The following is a 16,142-nucleotide window of genomic DNA, read 5'->3' on the forward strand; positions in this document are numbered from 1 at the left end:
AGCTCCGCGGTGAGCGCCCACCGGGCCGAGCTCGTCGACCGCGCCTGGGCCTCAGCTCAGAACAGCGCGCTGGCCAGCGCCTGCCGGCCCTTGAGGACCCGCGGGTCCTTGTTGCCGACCGCGGCGAACAGGCCCAGCAGGTGCTCGCGCGCCTGGTTGCGCTCGTCGCCGGCCGAGCGCCGGACCAGCTCGACCAGCCGCCCGAAGGCCGCGTCGACCTGTCCGGTCAGCAGGTCCAGGTCCGCCACCATCGTCTGCGCCGCCACGTCGTCGGGCGCGGCCTCGGCCGCCGCCCGCGCCTGCGCCTCGTCCGCGCCGGCGGTGCGCTGCAGCACCCTGGCCATGGCCAGCCCGGCCGCGGCCTCGGCGTCCGCGGGGTTGGCGGCGATGAGCTTCTCGTACTCCGCCACCGCGCCGTCGTAGTCCCCGCGCTCCAGCGCGTCCTGCGCCGGCGCGTACCGCGGGTCGAAGCCGGCCTCGCCGTCCTCGTCGCCCTCGGCCGGCGCCGCGTGCCGCGGCTGGTGCCGTCCGGTGATCCCCTGCTGCGTCAGCTGCTGCATCACCGAGTTGATGGCCGAGCGCAGCTGGTCCAGCGTGGCCAGGTCCTGCATCAACGGCTGCGGCCGCCCGTCCAGCACCGCGAACACGAACGGCACGGACTGCAGCTGCACCGCCTGCGCGATGGCCGGCTGCGCGTCGACGTCGACCAGTCCGGCCAGGAACCGGCCCTCGTACTCCTCCGCCACCGTGGCCAGGTCGCGGGCCATCTGGGCGCTCTCGGGCATCCGCGAGGCGGAGGAGAACACCAGCAGCACCGGAGCCGTCAGCGACGCCTCCACCGTGGCCTGGAAGTTCTCCTGCGTGACGTCGAGCCAGTACGACGCACCGCCGCCCGCCGCGCCGCCGCCCGGGGCTTCCCCACTCGGCGCTCCACCGCCCGCCGCCGGCCGCTTGAGGCCCGACAGGTCGATCGCTCCGGGGCGCGTGAACGGCTGCTGCGTCATGGTCTTCATCCTAGAGAAGCGGTTCCCCTCCGTACCGCCCTGGCTCTGCTCCCCGTCGCCGGTTCTTGCTGGTTCGGGTGATCAATTGCGTTGCGGCCGCGCGCTCACCACCCCGACTCCCGCTGTCAAGGACGCCTTCGGCGCCGCAAGCGGCGAACGGCGGGGCCTTCGGCCCGAGTGGTTCGTCCTTGACAGCGGGACCCGGTCGGGGCGGTGAGACGCGCTCAAGGGCGGGGCAAGCCCCGCCCGCAATGCGCGGCCGCCTCCGGCGGCCACGCTTGCGGTCCGCCGCCACGCACTTGTAACGCTCAGTTACCGGATCTTCCGACCCGTTGCGACGGGTCGGAAGATCCGATAACTGCGCGTTACAAGTTCTCGGCGGCGCCGGCCGCGGCAACCCGCACCGCACCCCACCCCCACCCGTGAAGGCGGAGACGAGACGGTGCCGCCGCCAGACCAGGCCGCCTGTGGGCTGACCCGGCCCCCGCCGGGCCGGAGTTCGCCGTCGAAGGCTGAATCCGCGGCGTGGGGCACGCACACCCAACGCAAGTGGGCTGGAAGCAGTCGCGTGCAACACGGCGTCGGTTGCCTTCGGCGGTGAACACCGGATCCGACGGGGGCCGGGTCAGTCCACAGGCGGCCGAGAACCCGAGAGCCCGCACCACGAGCCGAAGCCGCCAGAACCGAACTACCGCCGAGGACCTCGGAGCCCCACGACCTGGACGACCCGCTGGATCTTGAGGTCCCGAGCATCGGGCCGACCGACGTACTTGATCTCGCGGAGCCCCTGGTCCTGGGCGGCGGACTCGAAAGTGAGGTGGCCGTAGCCGAGGATGCGGCCGGTGATCGGCTTGTCGACGGTGATGTCGAGGATCCGGCTCAGGGGCATGGTCGCTCGGTGGGTGTTCAGCACGCCGTGGAGGCGGAAGACGCGCATGTTGGTGACCACGAAGCACTCGCGGCGCTCGCGGACGGTCACCCAGGCGGAGTGCAGGCAGAGCGCGAGGCCGACGAGGACCAGCCAGCCGCCGGGGTCGGCGGGGGCGATGACGAAGGTGCCGACGAACATGAGCACGACGGCGACCAGGAGCTCGACGACCGGGAGGACGAAGACGATCCAGTGGCGGCGGACCTCGTCGACCACCACCTCGTCCTCGTCGCGCAGCAGGTAGCGGCCGACGTCGGGCTCGGTGAGGCGAGCCAGCACTAGAGGTCGCCGAGGAAGGTGATGACCGAGTCGAACAGCTTCTCGCCCCAGTTGCTGAGGGCGTCGGCGCTGTTCGCGGTGAAGCCGGCCAGGCCGTGGGGGTCGGTGAACAACCAGAAGCCGAAGAAGACCACGAGCACGGCGACTACGCCCTTGTTCATGGTGGTCCGTCCTGTCGTGCTGGGGAAGTGGGCACGGGTACGTCCCTTTGGTACCAGAGTGACTGCTGTGACCCGGGTACGACGCGCCGGAGCCGCCTCGTCAGGGGCGCTCGCCGCGCTCGACCCAGCGGGTGGTGGCGTCCCACAGGATGCGGCCGGCCTCCTCGTCGCGGGCGTCCTCGGAGGCGGCGGCCGGGGCCGAGGCGCGGTGGTAGCCGCCGGGCTCGGCCAGCGGCGAGGTGGCGCAGAAGACGACGGTGCGGGCGCCGTCGTCGGGGGTGAGCAGGGCCCTGCGCTCCAGCGGCGCGGCCAGCTTGCGCAGCCGGGCCAGCAGCGGCGCGGTCTCCAGGCCGCGGTCGGCGATCTTGGTGGCGATCGCGCCGGGGTGCACCGAGTAGGCGTGCAGCCCCTGGGCGCCGTACCTCCGCTCGATCTCGTGCGCCTCGTGGACCAGGGCCAGCTTGGAGGTGCCGTACGCCGCCCAGGAGTCGTACGGCGAGAGGTGGCCGTCGAGCCCCTCGTTGCGCCCGCGGGCGTGGAGCTGGGAGACGACCTCGACGACCCGGGCCTCGCCCTCGGCCCCAGCGGTGGCCAGGAGCAGCGGGAGCAGCCGCCGGGTGAGCTGGGCGGTGCCGAGGTAGTTGGTGCGCCAGTGCACCTCGTAGCCGTCGACCAGGTGCGGCTCGTGCCAGGCCGAGCGCAGGTCCAGGTGGACGCCGGCGTTGTTGACCAGCACGTCGAGGCGGGACGAGGAGCGCTCGACCCAGTCGGCGAACCCGTCGACGGAGTCGCGGCTGGTCAGCTCCAGGGCGTGGGTGTCGTCGGTGGTCGCGCAGGTGCGCGTCGAGGTCAGCACCCGGAAGCCCCGCTCGCGCAGCGCGCGGGCGGTCGCCTCGCCCAGGGAGCCGTCCCCGACGCCGGTCACGACCGCGACCCGCTCCTCCGCCACGCCCGGAGGCTATCGGTCGCCCGGGATGGCCCGTCCGGGCCATCCGACCCCAGCGTCGGTGGCGACCGCGTCGAAAACCCGACCGGGAGGGCACCGCATGTCGTTGACTTGGACCACCACTCCCGACGTACCGGCACAGGAGCCAGTCCGTGACCGCGTTGCCGAACTCCTCCTACGTGCTGCTGTACGCGAGCCTGGCCCGCGCGCCCGAGTTCGCCATGGGGCTGGCCTCGCGGATGGCGGCCACCGCCTTCGAGCACCGCGACATCGACGGCGTGCGGCGGTGGAGCACCTGCTACGTCCAGCTCCACTCGCTCTACGAGCACGACGCGGTCGCGTCCTGAGCTGACCTCGGCCCGTCCCGCTCAGGCCACCGGCCAGCAGACCTCCGTGCGGTGCGCGAGCAGGTCCTCGGGGTCGCCGAGCGGCAGGTAGCGCTCGACCACCGGTCCGTCCGAGGCCAGCGCCTGCTCCAGCGCCGCGCGGCCGGCCGCGGTGTAGGCGGCGTCCAGGTCGACCATCGGCCCGTCGTGCGTCGCCACGGCGTAGCGCCCACCCGGGTGGGAGAGCACCTCGACCCGACCGCCCAGGGACGAGACGCGGTCGACGGGAATGAACGCCGTGAGCTCGGCGGCGCCTTCGGTGAAGAACGCCGTGGGGAACGCCGTCCCGTCCGTCCCGGCCCGGGTGAGGCCCCGGGTCCGCACGAAGCGGTGCAGCTCCGCGAACACGTCCAGCCACCAGGCCACGGCGTCGTCGCCACCGACGTGCTCGGTGATGGCCACGAACAGCTGCGGGTCCATGTCGCGGTAGGTGATGCCGATCGGCTCGGTGTCCGGCGACAGCATCCGCCGCAGGGACTCGACGGTCCCCTGCACCTCGGCGAGCTGGCGGCTCATCCGGTCCAGGTGCTCGACCAGCACGGCGTCGCGGGTCGTGTCGTCGGGGGCCGCCAGCACCGCCTTCACCTCCTCGACGGGCAGGTCGAGGTCGCGCAGCCGCCGGATGAGCCGGGCCTGGGCGACCTGCGCGGGGGCGTAGTAGCGGTAGCCGCTGCTCGGGTCGGTCCGCGCGGGCTCGAGCAGGCCGACGTCGTGGTAGTGCCGCAGCGCCTTCACCGTCAGGAAGGTCATCCGGGAGAAGTCCCCGATGCTCAGCTCGCTCATGGCCCCAGCCTGCACTCTCCTGCAGGGGGAGGGTCCAGACGCGCGCGGCGGGTCTTGACCCTCCCGTGGCGGGAGGCGCGAGAACCGTCGTCATGAACCAGACCTTCCGCCGAGGGCCGCTCGCGGTCCTGCTGACCGGCGTCTTCCTGATCGTCCTCGACTTCTTCATCGTCAACGTCGCGCTCCCCTCGATGCAGCGCGACCTCGACGCCGACCCGACCACGCTGGAGTGGCTGGTCGCGGGCTACGGGCTCACCTTCGGCGGCCTGCTGCTGCCGGCGAGCCGACTGGCCGACCGGTACGGGCGCCGGCGCGTCTTCCTCCTCGGCACCGCACTGTTCGTCATCAGCTCCGCGGCCTGCGGACTGGCCCCGGACGCGGACACCCTGCTGGCCGCCCGACTGCTCCAGGGCGCCGGCGCCGCGGCGGTCGGGCCGACGGTGCTGGCCCTCATCGGTGACGTGTACGCCGGCCCGGCGCGGCTGCGCGCGCTCGCGGCGTACGCCACCGTGATGGGCGTGGCCGCGGCCTCCGGACAGCTCGTCGGCGGGCTGCTGATCCACCTCGACGTCGCCGGGTCGGGCTGGCGCTCGATCTTCCTCATCAACGTGCCGATCGGCCTCGCCGCGCTGGTCGCCGGACCGCGGCTGCTGCCCGAGGTCCGGCTGACCACTCCCCGTCCGGACCCGCTCGAGACGGTGCTGGTCGTCGGCGCGCTCACCGCGCTGGTGCTGCCCCTGGTCGAGGGCGAGCGGCTCGGCTGGCCGCTGTGGACGTGGCTGACCCTGGCCGCGGCGGTCGCGGCCGGCGCCCTGGCGGTGCTGCGCGGCCGGCGGCTCACCCACCCGCTCGTGGACCTGGCCGCGCTGAGCAGCCGCCCGGTCGCCGCCGGGCTGCTCGGGCTCGGCGCGCTCTTCTCGGGCATGGCGGCGTACTTCCTGGTCCTGGCCCTCTACCTCCAGGACACCCGCGGCCTGGGCGCGCTCGCCTCGGGCGCGGTCTTCACCGCGGTCGCACTGCCCTACATGGCCGGCAGCCGCCAGGCCGGCGCCGTCCTGGGTCGTCTCGGGCCGCGCCTGGGCGTGGCGGCCGGCGCGCTCACCTTCGGGGCCGGCCACCTGTTGCTCCTGCTGGCCGCGGACGGCCCGCTCGCCGCCCTGGTGCCCGGGCTGGCGGTCGGGGGCGCCGGCATGGGCGTGGCGCTCTCCGGGCTGGTCGGCGTGACCCTGGGCTCGGTGGCGCCCGCGCAGGCCGGCACGGTCTCGGCGACCTCGTCGACGGTCCAGCAGGTCGCCAACGCCCTGGGCGTCGCCCTGGTCGGCATCGTCTTCTTCGCCCGGACGGGCCCGGCGGCGTTCGAGGCCGGCCTGGTCTACCTGGTGGTGACCACCCTGGCTGTGGCCGCGGCCGCGGCGTTCCTGCCGGGCCGGCCGCGGACCGCGCCGGCTCAGCGGGCGGCGCTCGCCACCAGCTCGTCAGCCGCGGCGTAGGGGTCGGTGTCCCCGGCCACGACGGCCTCGGCCAGCGCGTCGAGGTCGTCGTGCTGGAGCCCCTCCCACCGCTCGCGCAGCGCGGCGACGGCGATGGCCTCGATCTCCTCGCGGGCCCGGCGGGTACGCCGCCGGGCCAGCTCGCCGGACTCCCCCAGCCACGCGCGGTGCCGGTCGAGCTCGGAGACGACCTCGTCGAGCCCGCGCCCGGACGGGGCCACGGTGAGCACGATGGGCGCCTTCCACGCCCCCTCGGGGCGCTCGCCCAGGGCGATCATCGAGCGCAGCTCGCGGCGGACCTGCTCGGCGCCGTCACGGTCGGCCTTGTTGACGACGTAGACGTCGCCGATCTCCAGGATCCCGGCCTTGGCCGCCTGCACGCCGTCGCCGAGGCCGGGGGCCATGAGCACGACGGTGGTGTCGGCCAGCCCGGCGATCTCCACCTCGCTCTGGCCTACCCCGACGGTCTCGACCAGGACCACGTCGCAGCCGGCCGCGTCGAGCACGCGGAGGGCCTGCGGGGTGCTCCAGGACAGGCCGCCGAGGTGCCCACGCGAGGCCATCGAGCGGATGTAGACACCCGGGTCGGTGGCGTGGTCCTGCATGCGCACCCGGTCACCGAGCAGCGCGCCACCGCTGAAGGGCGAGGACGGGTCCACCGCGAGCACGCCGACCCGCTTCCCGGCCGCGCGCAGCTCACCCACCAGGGCGTTGGTGGTCGTGGACTTGCCGACGCCGGGCGAGCCGGTGATGCCGACGACGTGCGCGTGGCCGGCGTGCGGCACCAGCGCCGCCATCACCTCGCGCAGCTGCGGCGAGCCGTCCTCGACCATCGAGACCAGTCGCGCGACCGCCCGCGGCTCACCGGCCCGGGCGCGCGCGACCAGGTCGCCGACGTCCTGGCTACTGCTGCGGGACACGCACGATGAGGGCGTCGCCCTGCCCGCCGCCGCCGCACAGCGCGGCCGCGCCGACGCCGCCGCCGCGGCGCTGGAGCTCCAGCGCGAGGTGCAGCACGACGCGGGTGCCGGACATGCCGACGGGGTGGCCGAGCGCGATGGCGCCGCCGTTGACGTTCACCTTGTCGTCGGGCAGCCCCAGCTCGCGGGCCGAGGAGATGCCCACGGCCGCGAAGGCCTCGTTGAACTCGACCAGGTCCAGGTCGGTGGGCTCGATGCCCTCCTTGCGGCAGGCCAGCGTCGTGGCGTTGGCCGGCTGCAGCTGCAGCGAGGTGTCGGGGCCGGCGACCATGCCGTGCGCGCCGATCTCGGCCAGCCACTCCAGGCCGAGCTCCTCGGCCTTGGCCTTGCTCATCACGACCACGGCCGCGGCGCCGTCGGAGATCTGCGAGGACGAGCCCGCGGTGATGGTGCCGTCCTTGCTGAACGCCGGGCGCAGCTTGCCCAGCGACTCTGCGGTGGTGTCACCGCGCACGCCCTCGTCGGTGGTGACCATGACCGGGTCGCCCCTGCGCTGCGGCACCGGAACCGGGACCACCTCGTCGTCGAAGACGCCGTTCTTCCACGCCTCGGCGGCCCGCACGTGCGAGCGGGCGGCGAACTCGTCCTGCTCCTCGCGGGTCAGGTTCTGCGCGGCGCCGTTGATCTCCTCGGTCAGCATGCCCATGGCCTGGGAGGTGACCTGGTCGAAGAGCGCGTCGTAGGCCATCGAGTCGACCAGCTTCACGTCGCCGAACTTGATGCCCTCGCGGGACTTGGGCAGCAGGTGCGGCGCGTTGGTCATCGACTCCATGCCGCCGGCCACGACGACCTCGACCTCACCGGCGCGGATGAGCTGGTCGGCCATCGCGATCGCGTTGAGGCCGGACAGGCACACCTTGTTGATGGTGATCGACGGGACGGTCATCGGGATACCGGCGGCGACCGCGGCGCCCCGGGCCGGGTTCTGCCCGGCGCCGGCCAGGATGACCTGGCCCATGATCACGTAGTCGACCTGCTCGGGCGCGACACCCGCCTTCTCGAGGGCGCCCTGGATGGCCACGCCGCCCAGGTCAGCCGCACTGAGGTCCTTCAGACCGCCCAGGAGCCGTCCGATCGGAGTGCGTGCGCCGGCGACGATGACGGACGGGTTCTCTGACATGCGGTGACCTCCAGGACGTGACCAACGACTCTCCGGCGAGACTACTTCCGCGGTTAGGGATCTGTAACCATGCCGGGCATGACCTCGGACACGTCAGCCCTCGACCCCGGTCTCTTCACCGCGATCGACCACGTCGGCATCGCGGTCGCGGACCTCGACGCGGCGATCGGGTTCTACTCCTCGACGTACGGCATGCGCCTGGTGCACCAGGAGGTCAACGAGGAGCAGGGCGTGCGCGAGGCGATGATGGCGGTCGGCGACTCGGGCTCCTGCATCCAGCTCCTGGCCCCGCTGAGCGAGGAGTCCACGATCGCCAAGTTCCTGGACCGCTCCGGCCCGGGCATCCAGCAGATGGCCTACCGCGTCACCGACGTCGACGCCGTCAGCGCGACCCTGCGCGAGCGCGGCCTGCGGCTGCTGTACGACGAGCCGCGGCGCGGCACCGCCGGCTCGCGGATCAACTTCGTGCACCCCAAGGACGCCGGCGGCGTCCTGGTCGAGCTCGTCGAGCCGGCCGCCACCCACCACTGACGACCAGGTCACATTTCGCTCATCCCGACTGTTACTGAAGGGTAACCTCCGGCCATGCAGCAGATCCTCGACGCCATCCTCGCTGGTGACACCGCCCCCGAGGAGTTCGCCCACCTCGACGTGCCGGAGTCCTACCGGGCCGCCCTGGTCCGCAAGGACGAGGTCGACATGTTCGAGGGCATGGAGACCAAGGAGAAGGACCCCCGCAAGTCCCTCCACGTGGAGGACGTGCCGGTCCCCGAGCTCGGACCCGGCGAGGCCCTGGTCGCGGTGATGGCGTCGGCGATCAACTACAACACCGTCTGGACCTCGATCTTCGAGCCGGTCTCGACCTTCGGCTTCCTCGAACGCTACGGCCGGCTCTCCCCCCTCACGAAGCGGCACGACCTGCCCTACCACGTGGTCGGCTCCGACCTGGCCGGCGTCGTGCTCCGCGTCGGACCCGGCGTGACCAAGTGGAAGCCCGGCCAGGAGGTCGTCGCCCACTGCCTGAGCGTCGAGCTCGAGGACCACATGGGCCACGACGACACGATGCTCGACCCCCAGCAGCGGATCTGGGGCTTCGAGACCAACTTCGGCGGCCTCGCCGACGTGGCCCTGGTCAAGGCCAACCAGCTCATGCCCAAGCCCGACCACCTCACCTGGGAGGAGGCCGCCTCCCCCGGCCTGGTCAACTGCACGGCGTACCGCCAGCTGGTCAGCCACCACGGCGGTCAGATGAAGCAGGGCGACAACGTCCTCATCTGGGGGGCCAGCGGCGGCCTGGGCGGCTTCGCCACGCAGTACGCCCTCAACGGCGGCGCCACCCCGGTCTGCGTCGTCTCCTCCGAGGACAAGGCCGAGGTCTGCCGCTCCATGGGCGCCGAGCTCGTCATCAACCGCAACGAGGAGGGCTACCGGTTCTGGAAGGACGAGCGCACCCAGGACCCCAAGGAGTGGAAGCGCTTCGGCGCCCGGATCCGCGAGCTCACCGGCGGCGAGGACATCGACATCGTCTTCGAGCACCCCGGCCGTGAGACCTTCGGGGCGAGCGTCTACGTCACCCGCAAGGGCGGCACCATCACCACCTGCGCCTCGACCTCGGGCTACATGCACGAGTACGACAACCGCTACCTGTGGATGAACCTCAAGCGGATCATCTCCAGCCACTTCGCCAACTACCGCGAGTCGTGGGAGGCCAACCGGCTGGTGGCCAAGGGCCGGATCCACCCGACCCTGTCCAGGAGCTACCCGTTGACCGAGGTCGGCCAGGCCACCCTCGACGTGCACCAGAACGCCCACCAGGGCAAGGTCGGCGTGCTCTGCCTGGCCCCCGAGGAGGGGCTCGGCGTGCGCGACCCGGAGTTCCGGGCCCAGCACGAGGACGCGATCAACCGCTTCCGCGGGGTCTGAGCCCGGCCAGGGCCAGGTCCAGGCCCGCCTCGAGGTGGCCGGCGTCGCCGGTCGCCATCAGCACCTGGACGCCGCCCTGCACGGTGGCCACCAGGGCGCGTGCGGCCGCGGCCGCGTCGACCTCGGGTGCCACCTCCCCCGCGGCCTGCATGGCCTCGACGCCGGTCCGGAGCGCGCCCTCCCACGCCGACATCAGGGCGACCACCACGGCGTGCGAGCCCGGCGTCCCGGTGGCGACCTGGGTCATCACGGCGTGCAGGGGGCAGTCCGGTCCCTGCCGCACGTAGCGCGCCACGACCGCGTCGCGCCAGTCCTGCCACGCCGCCCAGGAGGTCAGGTCCGACAGGTGCGGCTCCTGGTCGCTCAGCACCCGGGCCGCCTCGAGCTCGGCCACGGCGAGCAGCAGCTCCTCGCGGCCACCGGGGAAGTAGTGGAACAGCTGGCCCTTGCTGGTGCGCGTGCGGGCCAGCACGTCGTCCAGCGTGGTGTGCACGATGCCCTCGGTCCGCAGCAGCTCGGCCGCACCGCTGACGATCCGCTCCCGGGTCGCCGCGCCCTTGGCACTCAGCCCCACCACGCCGTCGAGCCTGCCACCCGGATCCTGGACTTGGAAGTCCAATTTCTGCTCCCTAGCGTCGCCGGCATGGACACCCGACTGCAGGGCCGGACCGCACTGGTCACCGGCGCCACCAGCAACATCGGGCGAGCGATCGCCCTCGCCTACGGCGCAGCCGGCGCCCACGTCGCGGTGAGCGGGCGCGACCCCGAGCGCGGCGCGGCCGTGATCGCGCAGGTGCGCGCGGCCGGCGGCCGCGCCGACTTCGTCCCCGCCGACCTCGACGGCAGCCCGGGGCGGTCCCGGGCCCTGGCCGACGCCGCGGTGGCCGCGCTCGGCCGCGTGGACGTGCTCGTCAACAACGCCGGGGTCTACCCGGCCGGCACCACCCTGACCACCGACGAGGAGACCTTCGACCGGATCTTCGCGGTCAACGTCAAGGCGCCGTTCTTCCTCACCGCCGCCCTGGTCCCGGGCATGACCGAGCGCGGCGGCGGCGTGGTGGTCAACATCGGCTCCTGGATCGCGCGCCTGGGCGTGCCGGGCGGGTCGGCGTACTCCGCCTCGAAGGGGGCGGTGGAGACCCTCACCCGGGCCTGGTCGGCCGAGTTCGGTCCCGGCGGCGTCCGGGTCAACGCGGTCTCGCCGGGTGTGGTGGCCGACGCGGGCTCGGAGCTCGAGCGGCTGGCGGTCGGCATGATGCGTGGTACGCCGGCCGATGCGGTCGGGCGGCCCGAGGCGATCGCCGTGGCGGCGGTCTACCTCGCCTCGGACGACGCGGCGTTCGTGCACGGCACGGTGCTCGACGTGGACGGCGGGCGCACCGGCGTGGCGGTCGTCGCCTCCTGACCTCCCGCCTCACGCGACCCGCCAGACCGGGTGTGCCAAAGGCGGCCGGATCGTGGAGGATGGGCGGCGTCCGCTCGTCCCCATGCGAAGGAGCTCGTCCCCCCATGAGCAACCAGGACCAGGGTCTCTCGATCTTCGACAAGGCGCCGCGCGACCGGGCCACCGGTGACGTCGACGGCGAGAAGACGCAGGTGATCCCCGCCCTGCCGGCCGACGCCCAGGACGCGCAGGACGCCGAGGAGCTCGACGAGGACGAGGCCGTGGCGGAGGTGGCCGAGACCACGGACGACGCCGAAGCGGCCGAGGCCGGGGACGAGCAGCTCACGCTCGACGACGCGGCCGACAGCGAGGAGTCCGTGGCCGTGGCGACGCCCGCGTCCGCGCGGCCCGAGCAGACCCGCCAGGTCCCCAAGCGGCCGGTGTTGCCCCCGCCGCCCAGCGAGACGACGCCGTTCCCCCGCTCGGGCGCCCCGGTCGCCGCGACTGCCGCGGCCCCGGCTCCCCAGCCGGCGGCCGCCCCCGTGCCGCCGCCCCCGCCGCTGCCCACGGTGCGCCGCAACGGCTACGACAAGGTCGCGGTGGACGCGCGGCTGCGGCAGCTGGCCGGCGAGCAGGCCGACCTCCAGCAGCGCGTCGCCGCCGCGGAGGCCCGCACCGCCTCGCTCGACGCCGAGCTGGCCGAGGCCCGCCGGCAGGCCGAGGAGGCCTCCACCCCGTCGTACGCCGGACTGGGCGGCCGCGCCAGCGCGATGCTGCGCCTGGCCGAGGAGGAGGCCGCGGAGATGCGCGCGGTGGCCCAGCGCGACGCCGACGAGATCCGCGAGCAGGCGGCCCGCGACGCCCAGGCCATCAAGGCCGACGCCTCGCGCGAGGCCGAGGAGCTGCGGGTCGTGCACACCAAGGAGCTCGACGACCACCGCTCCCGGGTGACGACCGAGGCCGAGCAGGAGCGCCAGCACGCCAAGGCCCAGGCCTCCGACCTGGTGGCCAGCGCCCAGCGCGAGGCCGACCAGCTCCGCCTGGCCGCCCAGCAGGAGACCACCGAGCTGCGCACCGGCACCCAGCGCGAGGCCGAGCAGGCCAAGGCCGCCGTGGACCGCGAGGTCCAGGAGGCCCGCCGCATGCTCGCCGTCGACAAGGAGCGCCTGGCGCGCGAGGCCGCCGAGCACCACACCAGCGCCCTGGCCGAGACCAAGCGGCTGGTCGAGGAGGCCGAGGCCCGGGCCACCCAGGCCGAGGAGCGCGCCCGCGAGGCGGTCACCCAGGCCACCGAGGCCCGCAGCGCCGCGCAGAGCGAGGCCGAGGGGATCCTGGTCCGCGCCCGCCGCGAGGCCGAGCAGATCGTCAAGGCCGCCACCACGCAGGCCGAGTCGGTCACCGCGAGCGGTGACGCCGAGCTCGAGCGCCAGGTCGCCGGACTGCGCGCCGAGGTCGACCGGCTGGCCAAGCGCCGCGACGCGATCACCGCCCAGCTGGCCTCCCTGCGCGACGTGGTGGCCGGCTTCGGCGACGACGACGCCTGAGCCGGGCCACGACCGGGCACTGGCAGGCGTGAGCAAGGACGTGGCGGATGCGCCCGCGGAGGCCCGGGACCCGGGGACCGACGACGAGGGTGTCGAGGACCCCCCCGGAGGGCGACGCCGACGACTCGCGGCTCGGCCAGCCCGGCCCACCGCTGGACCACCGTGCCCCGTTCTACATGGGCTTCGTCGGAGCCGTGGGCGCGCTGGTGGCCTACTGGCTGCTGACCAACATCGCCGCGATCGGCTCCACGCTGATCCTGATCGTGGTCTCGCTGTTCCTGGCCGCAGGGCTCAACCCGGCCGTCACCTTCTTCGAGCGCCGTGGGCTGCGCCGCAGCTACGCCGTGGTCGTGGTCATCGCGGCCGTGCTGGTCGCGGTGGTCCTGTTCCTGGTCGCGATCGTCCCGGTCATCACCGACCAGGTGAAGTCGCTGACCGACCAGGCGCCGACGTGGTTCGACCAGCTCCAGCAGAACCAGACGGTCAAGGACCTCGACGACGAGTACGACGTCATCGACAAGGCCCGCGACTACGTCACCGGCGGTGACTTCGTCAGCACCCTGTTCGGGGGCGCGATCGGCATCGGGCTGCGCGTGCTCAGCGCGCTGTTCAACGCCTTCATCATCCTGGTGCTGACGCTCTACTTCCTGTCCTCGCTCGACACCACCAAGAAGGCGCTCTACCGGCTCGCCCCGGCCAGCCGCCGCGACCGGGTGAGCCGGCTGGGCAACCGGATCGTCGAGAGCGTCGGCGGCTACGTCTCCGGCGCGTTCATCGTCGCGATGTGCGCCGGGCTGTCGTCGCTGGTCTTCCTGTTCGCCGTGGGCCTGGGCAAGTACGCCGTCGCGCTGGCCTTCGTCGTGGCGCTGCTCGACGTGATCCCGATGATCGGAGCGACCATCGGCGCCGTCGTGGTCACCGCGATCGCGTTCGCCGAGGACCCCAAGACCGGCATCCTCTGCATCGTCTTCTACGTCGTCTACCAGCAGGTGGAGAACTACCTCATCTACCCACGGGTGATGTCGAAGTCGGTCGACGTGCCCGGCGCGGTCACCGTCATCGCCGCGCTCGTCGGTGCGGCGCTGCTCGGGGTCGTCGGCGCGCTGCTGGCCATCCCCACCGCGGCCGCCGTCCTCATGCTCACGCGCGAGGTGTTCGTGCGCCGCCAGGACGCCCGGTAGCAGGGGCCCGCGGGTAGCCGGGGTGGACGCGACCGTCGCCGTCGCCGCGCTCGGCTTCCTCTCGACCCTCCTCGCGGCGTACCTCACCGCGCGCTGGCAGACCCGCGGCCTGGTCGAGACCGAGCTGGTGACCGCCAAGGTCGCGGCGTACGGCGACTGCGCGGAGGCCCTCTACGAGCTCGAGCGCGTCTCCTTCGACCGCGCGCTGCACAAGCCGACCGGCACGCCGGAGGACGACGCCGCCCGCGCCCAGGTGGTCTACGAGCACAACTCCAAGGCCCGTGCCGCCATCGGGCGGCTGGCCATCCTCAGTGACCGGGCCGACCTGTGGCAGCGGCTCACCGACGTGCGGCGCGAGATCCGCACCATGCACGACCGGCCCGAGGAGCTGCGCGGCGAGCACGACCGGCTGATGGCCGTGCTCGACGGGATCCTGAGCGACGTGCGCGACCGCTTCGACGACTTCCACGGCCGCTAGGGAGCCCGCCCGTGCAGCTGGAGTTCACCGAGCGGGTCTTCGAGTGGCGCGGCCCCGCGCCGTACCACTTCGTGCGGGTGCCCGACGACGACGCCGCCGCCATCGCCGACGTGGCCGGCGCGATCACCTACGGCTGGGGCATGGTCCCGGTGCAGGTGAGCGTCGGTGCGACCACCGTCTCCACGGCCCTCTGGCCCAAGGACGGGTCGTACTACGTGCCCCTCAAGGACCGGCTGCGCGCGGCCGAGGGGTTCGGCCTCGGCGACGAGGTGACGGTCCGGCTCGGGCTCGACGTCTGAGCCGGACGTGACCTGCGCGACCCCCCGGGTCGGGACACCCCCTGGGGCGGTCCGACGCCGAGGGGGGGCAGGTTAGGGTGCCGCTGTGACCGCCCCAGAGTTCCAGGCTGAGTTCGACGAGGGACGGGGTCTGCTCGTCGTGCACGGAGAGCTGGACGAACCCGCCACCGTCGAGCTGCGTGACCAGCTGGGCAAGGTGACCAAGGAGTACACCCAGAGCCTCGGGCTCGACCTGGGCGACGTCACGTTCATGCCCAGCCCCGCGATCGGCGTGCTGGCCACCTCGCAGGCCAAGCTGCGCCGCAACGGCGGCGACCTCGTGCTCGTGGCCCCCGAGGGCACCATCGCCCAGCGCCTGCTGACCATCTGCGGCCTGGACCACGAGACCGAGTTCGGCGGCCTCACCTCCTGAGCCGGCGTGGGCCCTAGCCGGCCCGTTCCGTCTCGGCGCCGTCCTCGACGGCGACCGGCCAGCGCAGGGGTACGACGGCGCGCACCACGGTGCCGTCGGAGCGGTCGACCGACCACGAGCTGGCCAGGGCGTCCACGATGGCCAGGCCGCGCCCGCGCGGGGCGTCGCGGTCCAGGTCCCCCATCCGGACCTCGCCGTCGGTGCCGCCGTCGGTGACCACGACGACGAGCTCGTCGCCGCGCACCTGGCAGTCCAGGCTGATCCGGCCGTCGCTCTCGGGCCGGCCGTGCAGGACGGCGTTGGCCACCAGCTCGTAGACCACCAGCGCCGCGTCGTGCCGCAGCTCGTCGGTGGTCTGGTGGTCGGCCAGCAGGTCGCGCACGGCGGCCCGGGCCAGCATCCCGGCCCCCGGGTCGTGGTTCAGCCGCATGCTCCGCTCCAAGCGCGTCGGCGCGCCGTCACCGCTCTCCAACCGGCACCCCCCGATGCTCCCTCTGGTCGGACGGCGCGACTCTAGCGCGTCAGCCTCGGGCTGACACGGCGCCGGACCGACACCCATCCGGAGGAGTGGTACCCCACTCCCGCGGCGTGTGCTGCCACCCGGCCTGGGTACGGCTCAGCCATGACCAGCGACCAGGGCGACACAGGACGGACCGGCCGGCTCGACGACGCCGAGGAGGAGCAGGAGCCCTCCTCGACGACCGAGGGCGCGGCCGCCGAGGGCCGCTACGACCCGGCTCAGGGCTCGCCCGCCGGCGAGCACCCGGTGGGCGAGAGCTTCCCGGACGAGGCCGTGCGCTACGACGAGGACGAGCGACCGCGCAGCGAGGGCGCGGAGTAGCGC

Annotated in this window: 20 protein-coding genes; 11 read left to right on the top strand and 9 right to left on the bottom strand. The window is 73.5% G+C overall.

Annotated elements, in window-relative coordinates; all coding sequences use genetic code 11:
• Positions 1–56: 56 nt before the first annotated feature.
• From G5V58_RS14295 to G5V58_RS14310, 4 genes are all read right to left on the bottom strand, one after another.
• Positions 57–1,004, bottom strand: coding sequence for a co-chaperone YbbN (locus tag G5V58_RS14295; protein ID WP_165233944.1), 948 nt, complete (start codon positions 1,002–1,004; stop codon positions 57–59).
• 688 nt (positions 1,005–1,692) lie between these two features.
• On the bottom strand, positions 1,693–2,211 hold the full coding sequence (locus tag G5V58_RS14300) for a PH domain-containing protein (RefSeq protein WP_329957525.1): 519 nt from the start codon (positions 2,209–2,211) through the stop codon (positions 1,693–1,695).
• Positions 2,211–2,372, bottom strand: a complete 162-nt coding sequence (locus G5V58_RS14305) for a hypothetical protein (protein WP_165233947.1) — start codon at positions 2,370–2,372, stop codon at positions 2,211–2,213. Before G5V58_RS14305 ends, G5V58_RS14300 begins: the two co-directional genes overlap by 1 nt.
• Positions 2,373–2,472: 100 nt before the next feature.
• A complete protein-coding gene (locus G5V58_RS14310) occupies positions 2,473–3,321 on the bottom strand; it encodes an SDR family NAD(P)-dependent oxidoreductase (RefSeq protein ID WP_165233950.1) in 849 nt (282 codons plus the stop codon).
• A 149-nt stretch (positions 3,322–3,470) separates the two neighbouring features.
• Between G5V58_RS14310 and G5V58_RS14315 the strand changes: the two genes are divergently transcribed.
• Positions 3,471–3,665 (top strand): hypothetical protein, encoded by a 195-nt coding sequence (locus G5V58_RS14315; protein WP_165233953.1) that lies wholly within the window; start codon positions 3,471–3,473, stop codon positions 3,663–3,665.
• Positions 3,666–3,686: 21 nt separating this feature from the next.
• On the opposite strand, the gene G5V58_RS14320 is transcribed toward G5V58_RS14315, so the two are convergent.
• The gene (locus tag G5V58_RS14320; protein ID WP_165233956.1) at positions 3,687–4,487 is read right to left on the bottom strand and encodes a MerR family transcriptional regulator; all 801 of its coding nucleotides are present in this window, start codon (positions 4,485–4,487) and stop codon (positions 3,687–3,689) included.
• Between the two features lie 92 nt (positions 4,488–4,579).
• On the opposite strand from G5V58_RS14320, the gene G5V58_RS14325 reads away from it, so the two are divergent.
• Positions 4,580–5,977: an MFS transporter gene (locus G5V58_RS14325; protein WP_165233959.1), complete on the top strand. Its 1,398-nt coding sequence runs from the start codon at positions 4,580–4,582 to the stop codon at positions 5,975–5,977.
• On the opposite strand, the gene meaB is transcribed toward G5V58_RS14325, so the two are convergent.
• Positions 5,935–6,897 carry a methylmalonyl Co-A mutase-associated GTPase MeaB gene (gene meaB, locus G5V58_RS14330; protein ID WP_165233962.1) on the bottom strand — a complete coding sequence of 321 codons (963 nt, stop codon included), beginning with the start codon at positions 6,895–6,897 and terminating at the stop codon, positions 5,935–5,937. The two genes, G5V58_RS14325 and meaB, sit on opposite strands and share 43 nt — an antisense overlap.
• A complete protein-coding gene (locus G5V58_RS14335) occupies positions 6,881–8,077 on the bottom strand; it encodes an acetyl-CoA C-acetyltransferase (protein WP_165233964.1) in 1,197 nt (398 codons plus the stop codon). Before G5V58_RS14335 ends, meaB begins: the two co-directional genes overlap by 17 nt.
• Positions 8,078–8,155: 78 nt before the next feature.
• Here G5V58_RS14335 and mce point away from each other — a divergent pair, with 78 nt between their 5' ends.
• Both mce and ccrA read left to right on the top strand, forming a co-directional pair.
• Entirely contained in the window at positions 8,156–8,608 is a 453-nt protein-coding gene (mce, locus tag G5V58_RS14340) for a methylmalonyl-CoA epimerase (RefSeq protein WP_165233966.1), read from the top strand.
• 54 nt (positions 8,609–8,662) lie between these two features.
• A complete protein-coding gene (gene ccrA, locus G5V58_RS14345; RefSeq protein WP_165233968.1) occupies positions 8,663–10,000 on the top strand; it encodes a crotonyl-CoA carboxylase/reductase in 1,338 nt (445 codons plus the stop codon).
• Here ccrA and G5V58_RS14350 read toward each other — a convergent pair.
• Positions 9,978–10,577: a TetR/AcrR family transcriptional regulator gene (locus G5V58_RS14350; protein ID WP_165233970.1), complete on the bottom strand. Its 600-nt coding sequence runs from the start codon at positions 10,575–10,577 to the stop codon at positions 9,978–9,980. The two genes, ccrA and G5V58_RS14350, sit on opposite strands and share 23 nt — an antisense overlap.
• Before the next feature lie 66 nt (positions 10,578–10,643).
• Here G5V58_RS14350 and G5V58_RS14355 point away from each other — a divergent pair, with 66 nt between their 5' ends.
• The 6 genes from G5V58_RS14355 (at position 10,644) to G5V58_RS14380 (ending at position 15,298) form a co-directional block, all read left to right on the top strand.
• On the top strand, positions 10,644–11,405 hold the full coding sequence (locus G5V58_RS14355) for an SDR family NAD(P)-dependent oxidoreductase (protein WP_165233996.1): 762 nt from the start codon (positions 10,644–10,646) through the stop codon (positions 11,403–11,405).
• Positions 11,406–11,509: 104 nt separating this feature from the next.
• Positions 11,510–12,928, top strand: coding sequence for a coiled-coil domain-containing protein (locus tag G5V58_RS14360; RefSeq protein WP_165233999.1), 1,419 nt, complete (start codon positions 11,510–11,512; stop codon positions 12,926–12,928).
• A gap of 89 nt (positions 12,929–13,017) precedes the next feature.
• Positions 13,018–14,109 carry an AI-2E family transporter gene (locus G5V58_RS14365; protein ID WP_230486631.1) on the top strand — a complete coding sequence of 364 codons (1,092 nt, stop codon included), beginning with the start codon at positions 13,018–13,020 and terminating at the stop codon, positions 14,107–14,109.
• Positions 14,110–14,131: 22 nt separating this feature from the next.
• Entirely contained in the window at positions 14,132–14,587 is a 456-nt protein-coding gene (locus tag G5V58_RS14370; protein ID WP_165234004.1) for a hypothetical protein, read from the top strand.
• Between the two features lie 11 nt (positions 14,588–14,598).
• Complete coding sequence (locus G5V58_RS14375) at positions 14,599–14,886, top strand: DUF1905 domain-containing protein (protein WP_165234007.1); 288 nt, start codon at positions 14,599–14,601, stop codon at positions 14,884–14,886.
• Between the two features lie 85 nt (positions 14,887–14,971).
• Positions 14,972–15,298 (top strand): STAS domain-containing protein, encoded by a 327-nt coding sequence (locus tag G5V58_RS14380; RefSeq protein ID WP_165234010.1) that lies wholly within the window; start codon positions 14,972–14,974, stop codon positions 15,296–15,298.
• A gap of 13 nt (positions 15,299–15,311) precedes the next feature.
• On the opposite strand, the gene G5V58_RS14385 is transcribed toward G5V58_RS14380, so the two are convergent.
• A complete protein-coding gene (locus tag G5V58_RS14385; RefSeq protein WP_165234013.1) occupies positions 15,312–15,728 on the bottom strand; it encodes an ATP-binding protein in 417 nt (138 codons plus the stop codon).
• Between the two features lie 192 nt (positions 15,729–15,920).
• On the opposite strand from G5V58_RS14385, the gene G5V58_RS14390 reads away from it, so the two are divergent.
• Positions 15,921–16,139: a hypothetical protein gene (locus tag G5V58_RS14390; RefSeq protein ID WP_165234016.1), complete on the top strand. Its 219-nt coding sequence runs from the start codon at positions 15,921–15,923 to the stop codon at positions 16,137–16,139.
• The last annotated feature ends 3 nt before the right edge of the window (positions 16,140–16,142 follow it).

The organism is Nocardioides anomalus, assembly GCF_011046535.1.
GTDB classification, from domain to species: Bacteria; Actinomycetota; Actinomycetes; order Propionibacteriales; family Nocardioidaceae; genus Nocardioides; species Nocardioides anomalus.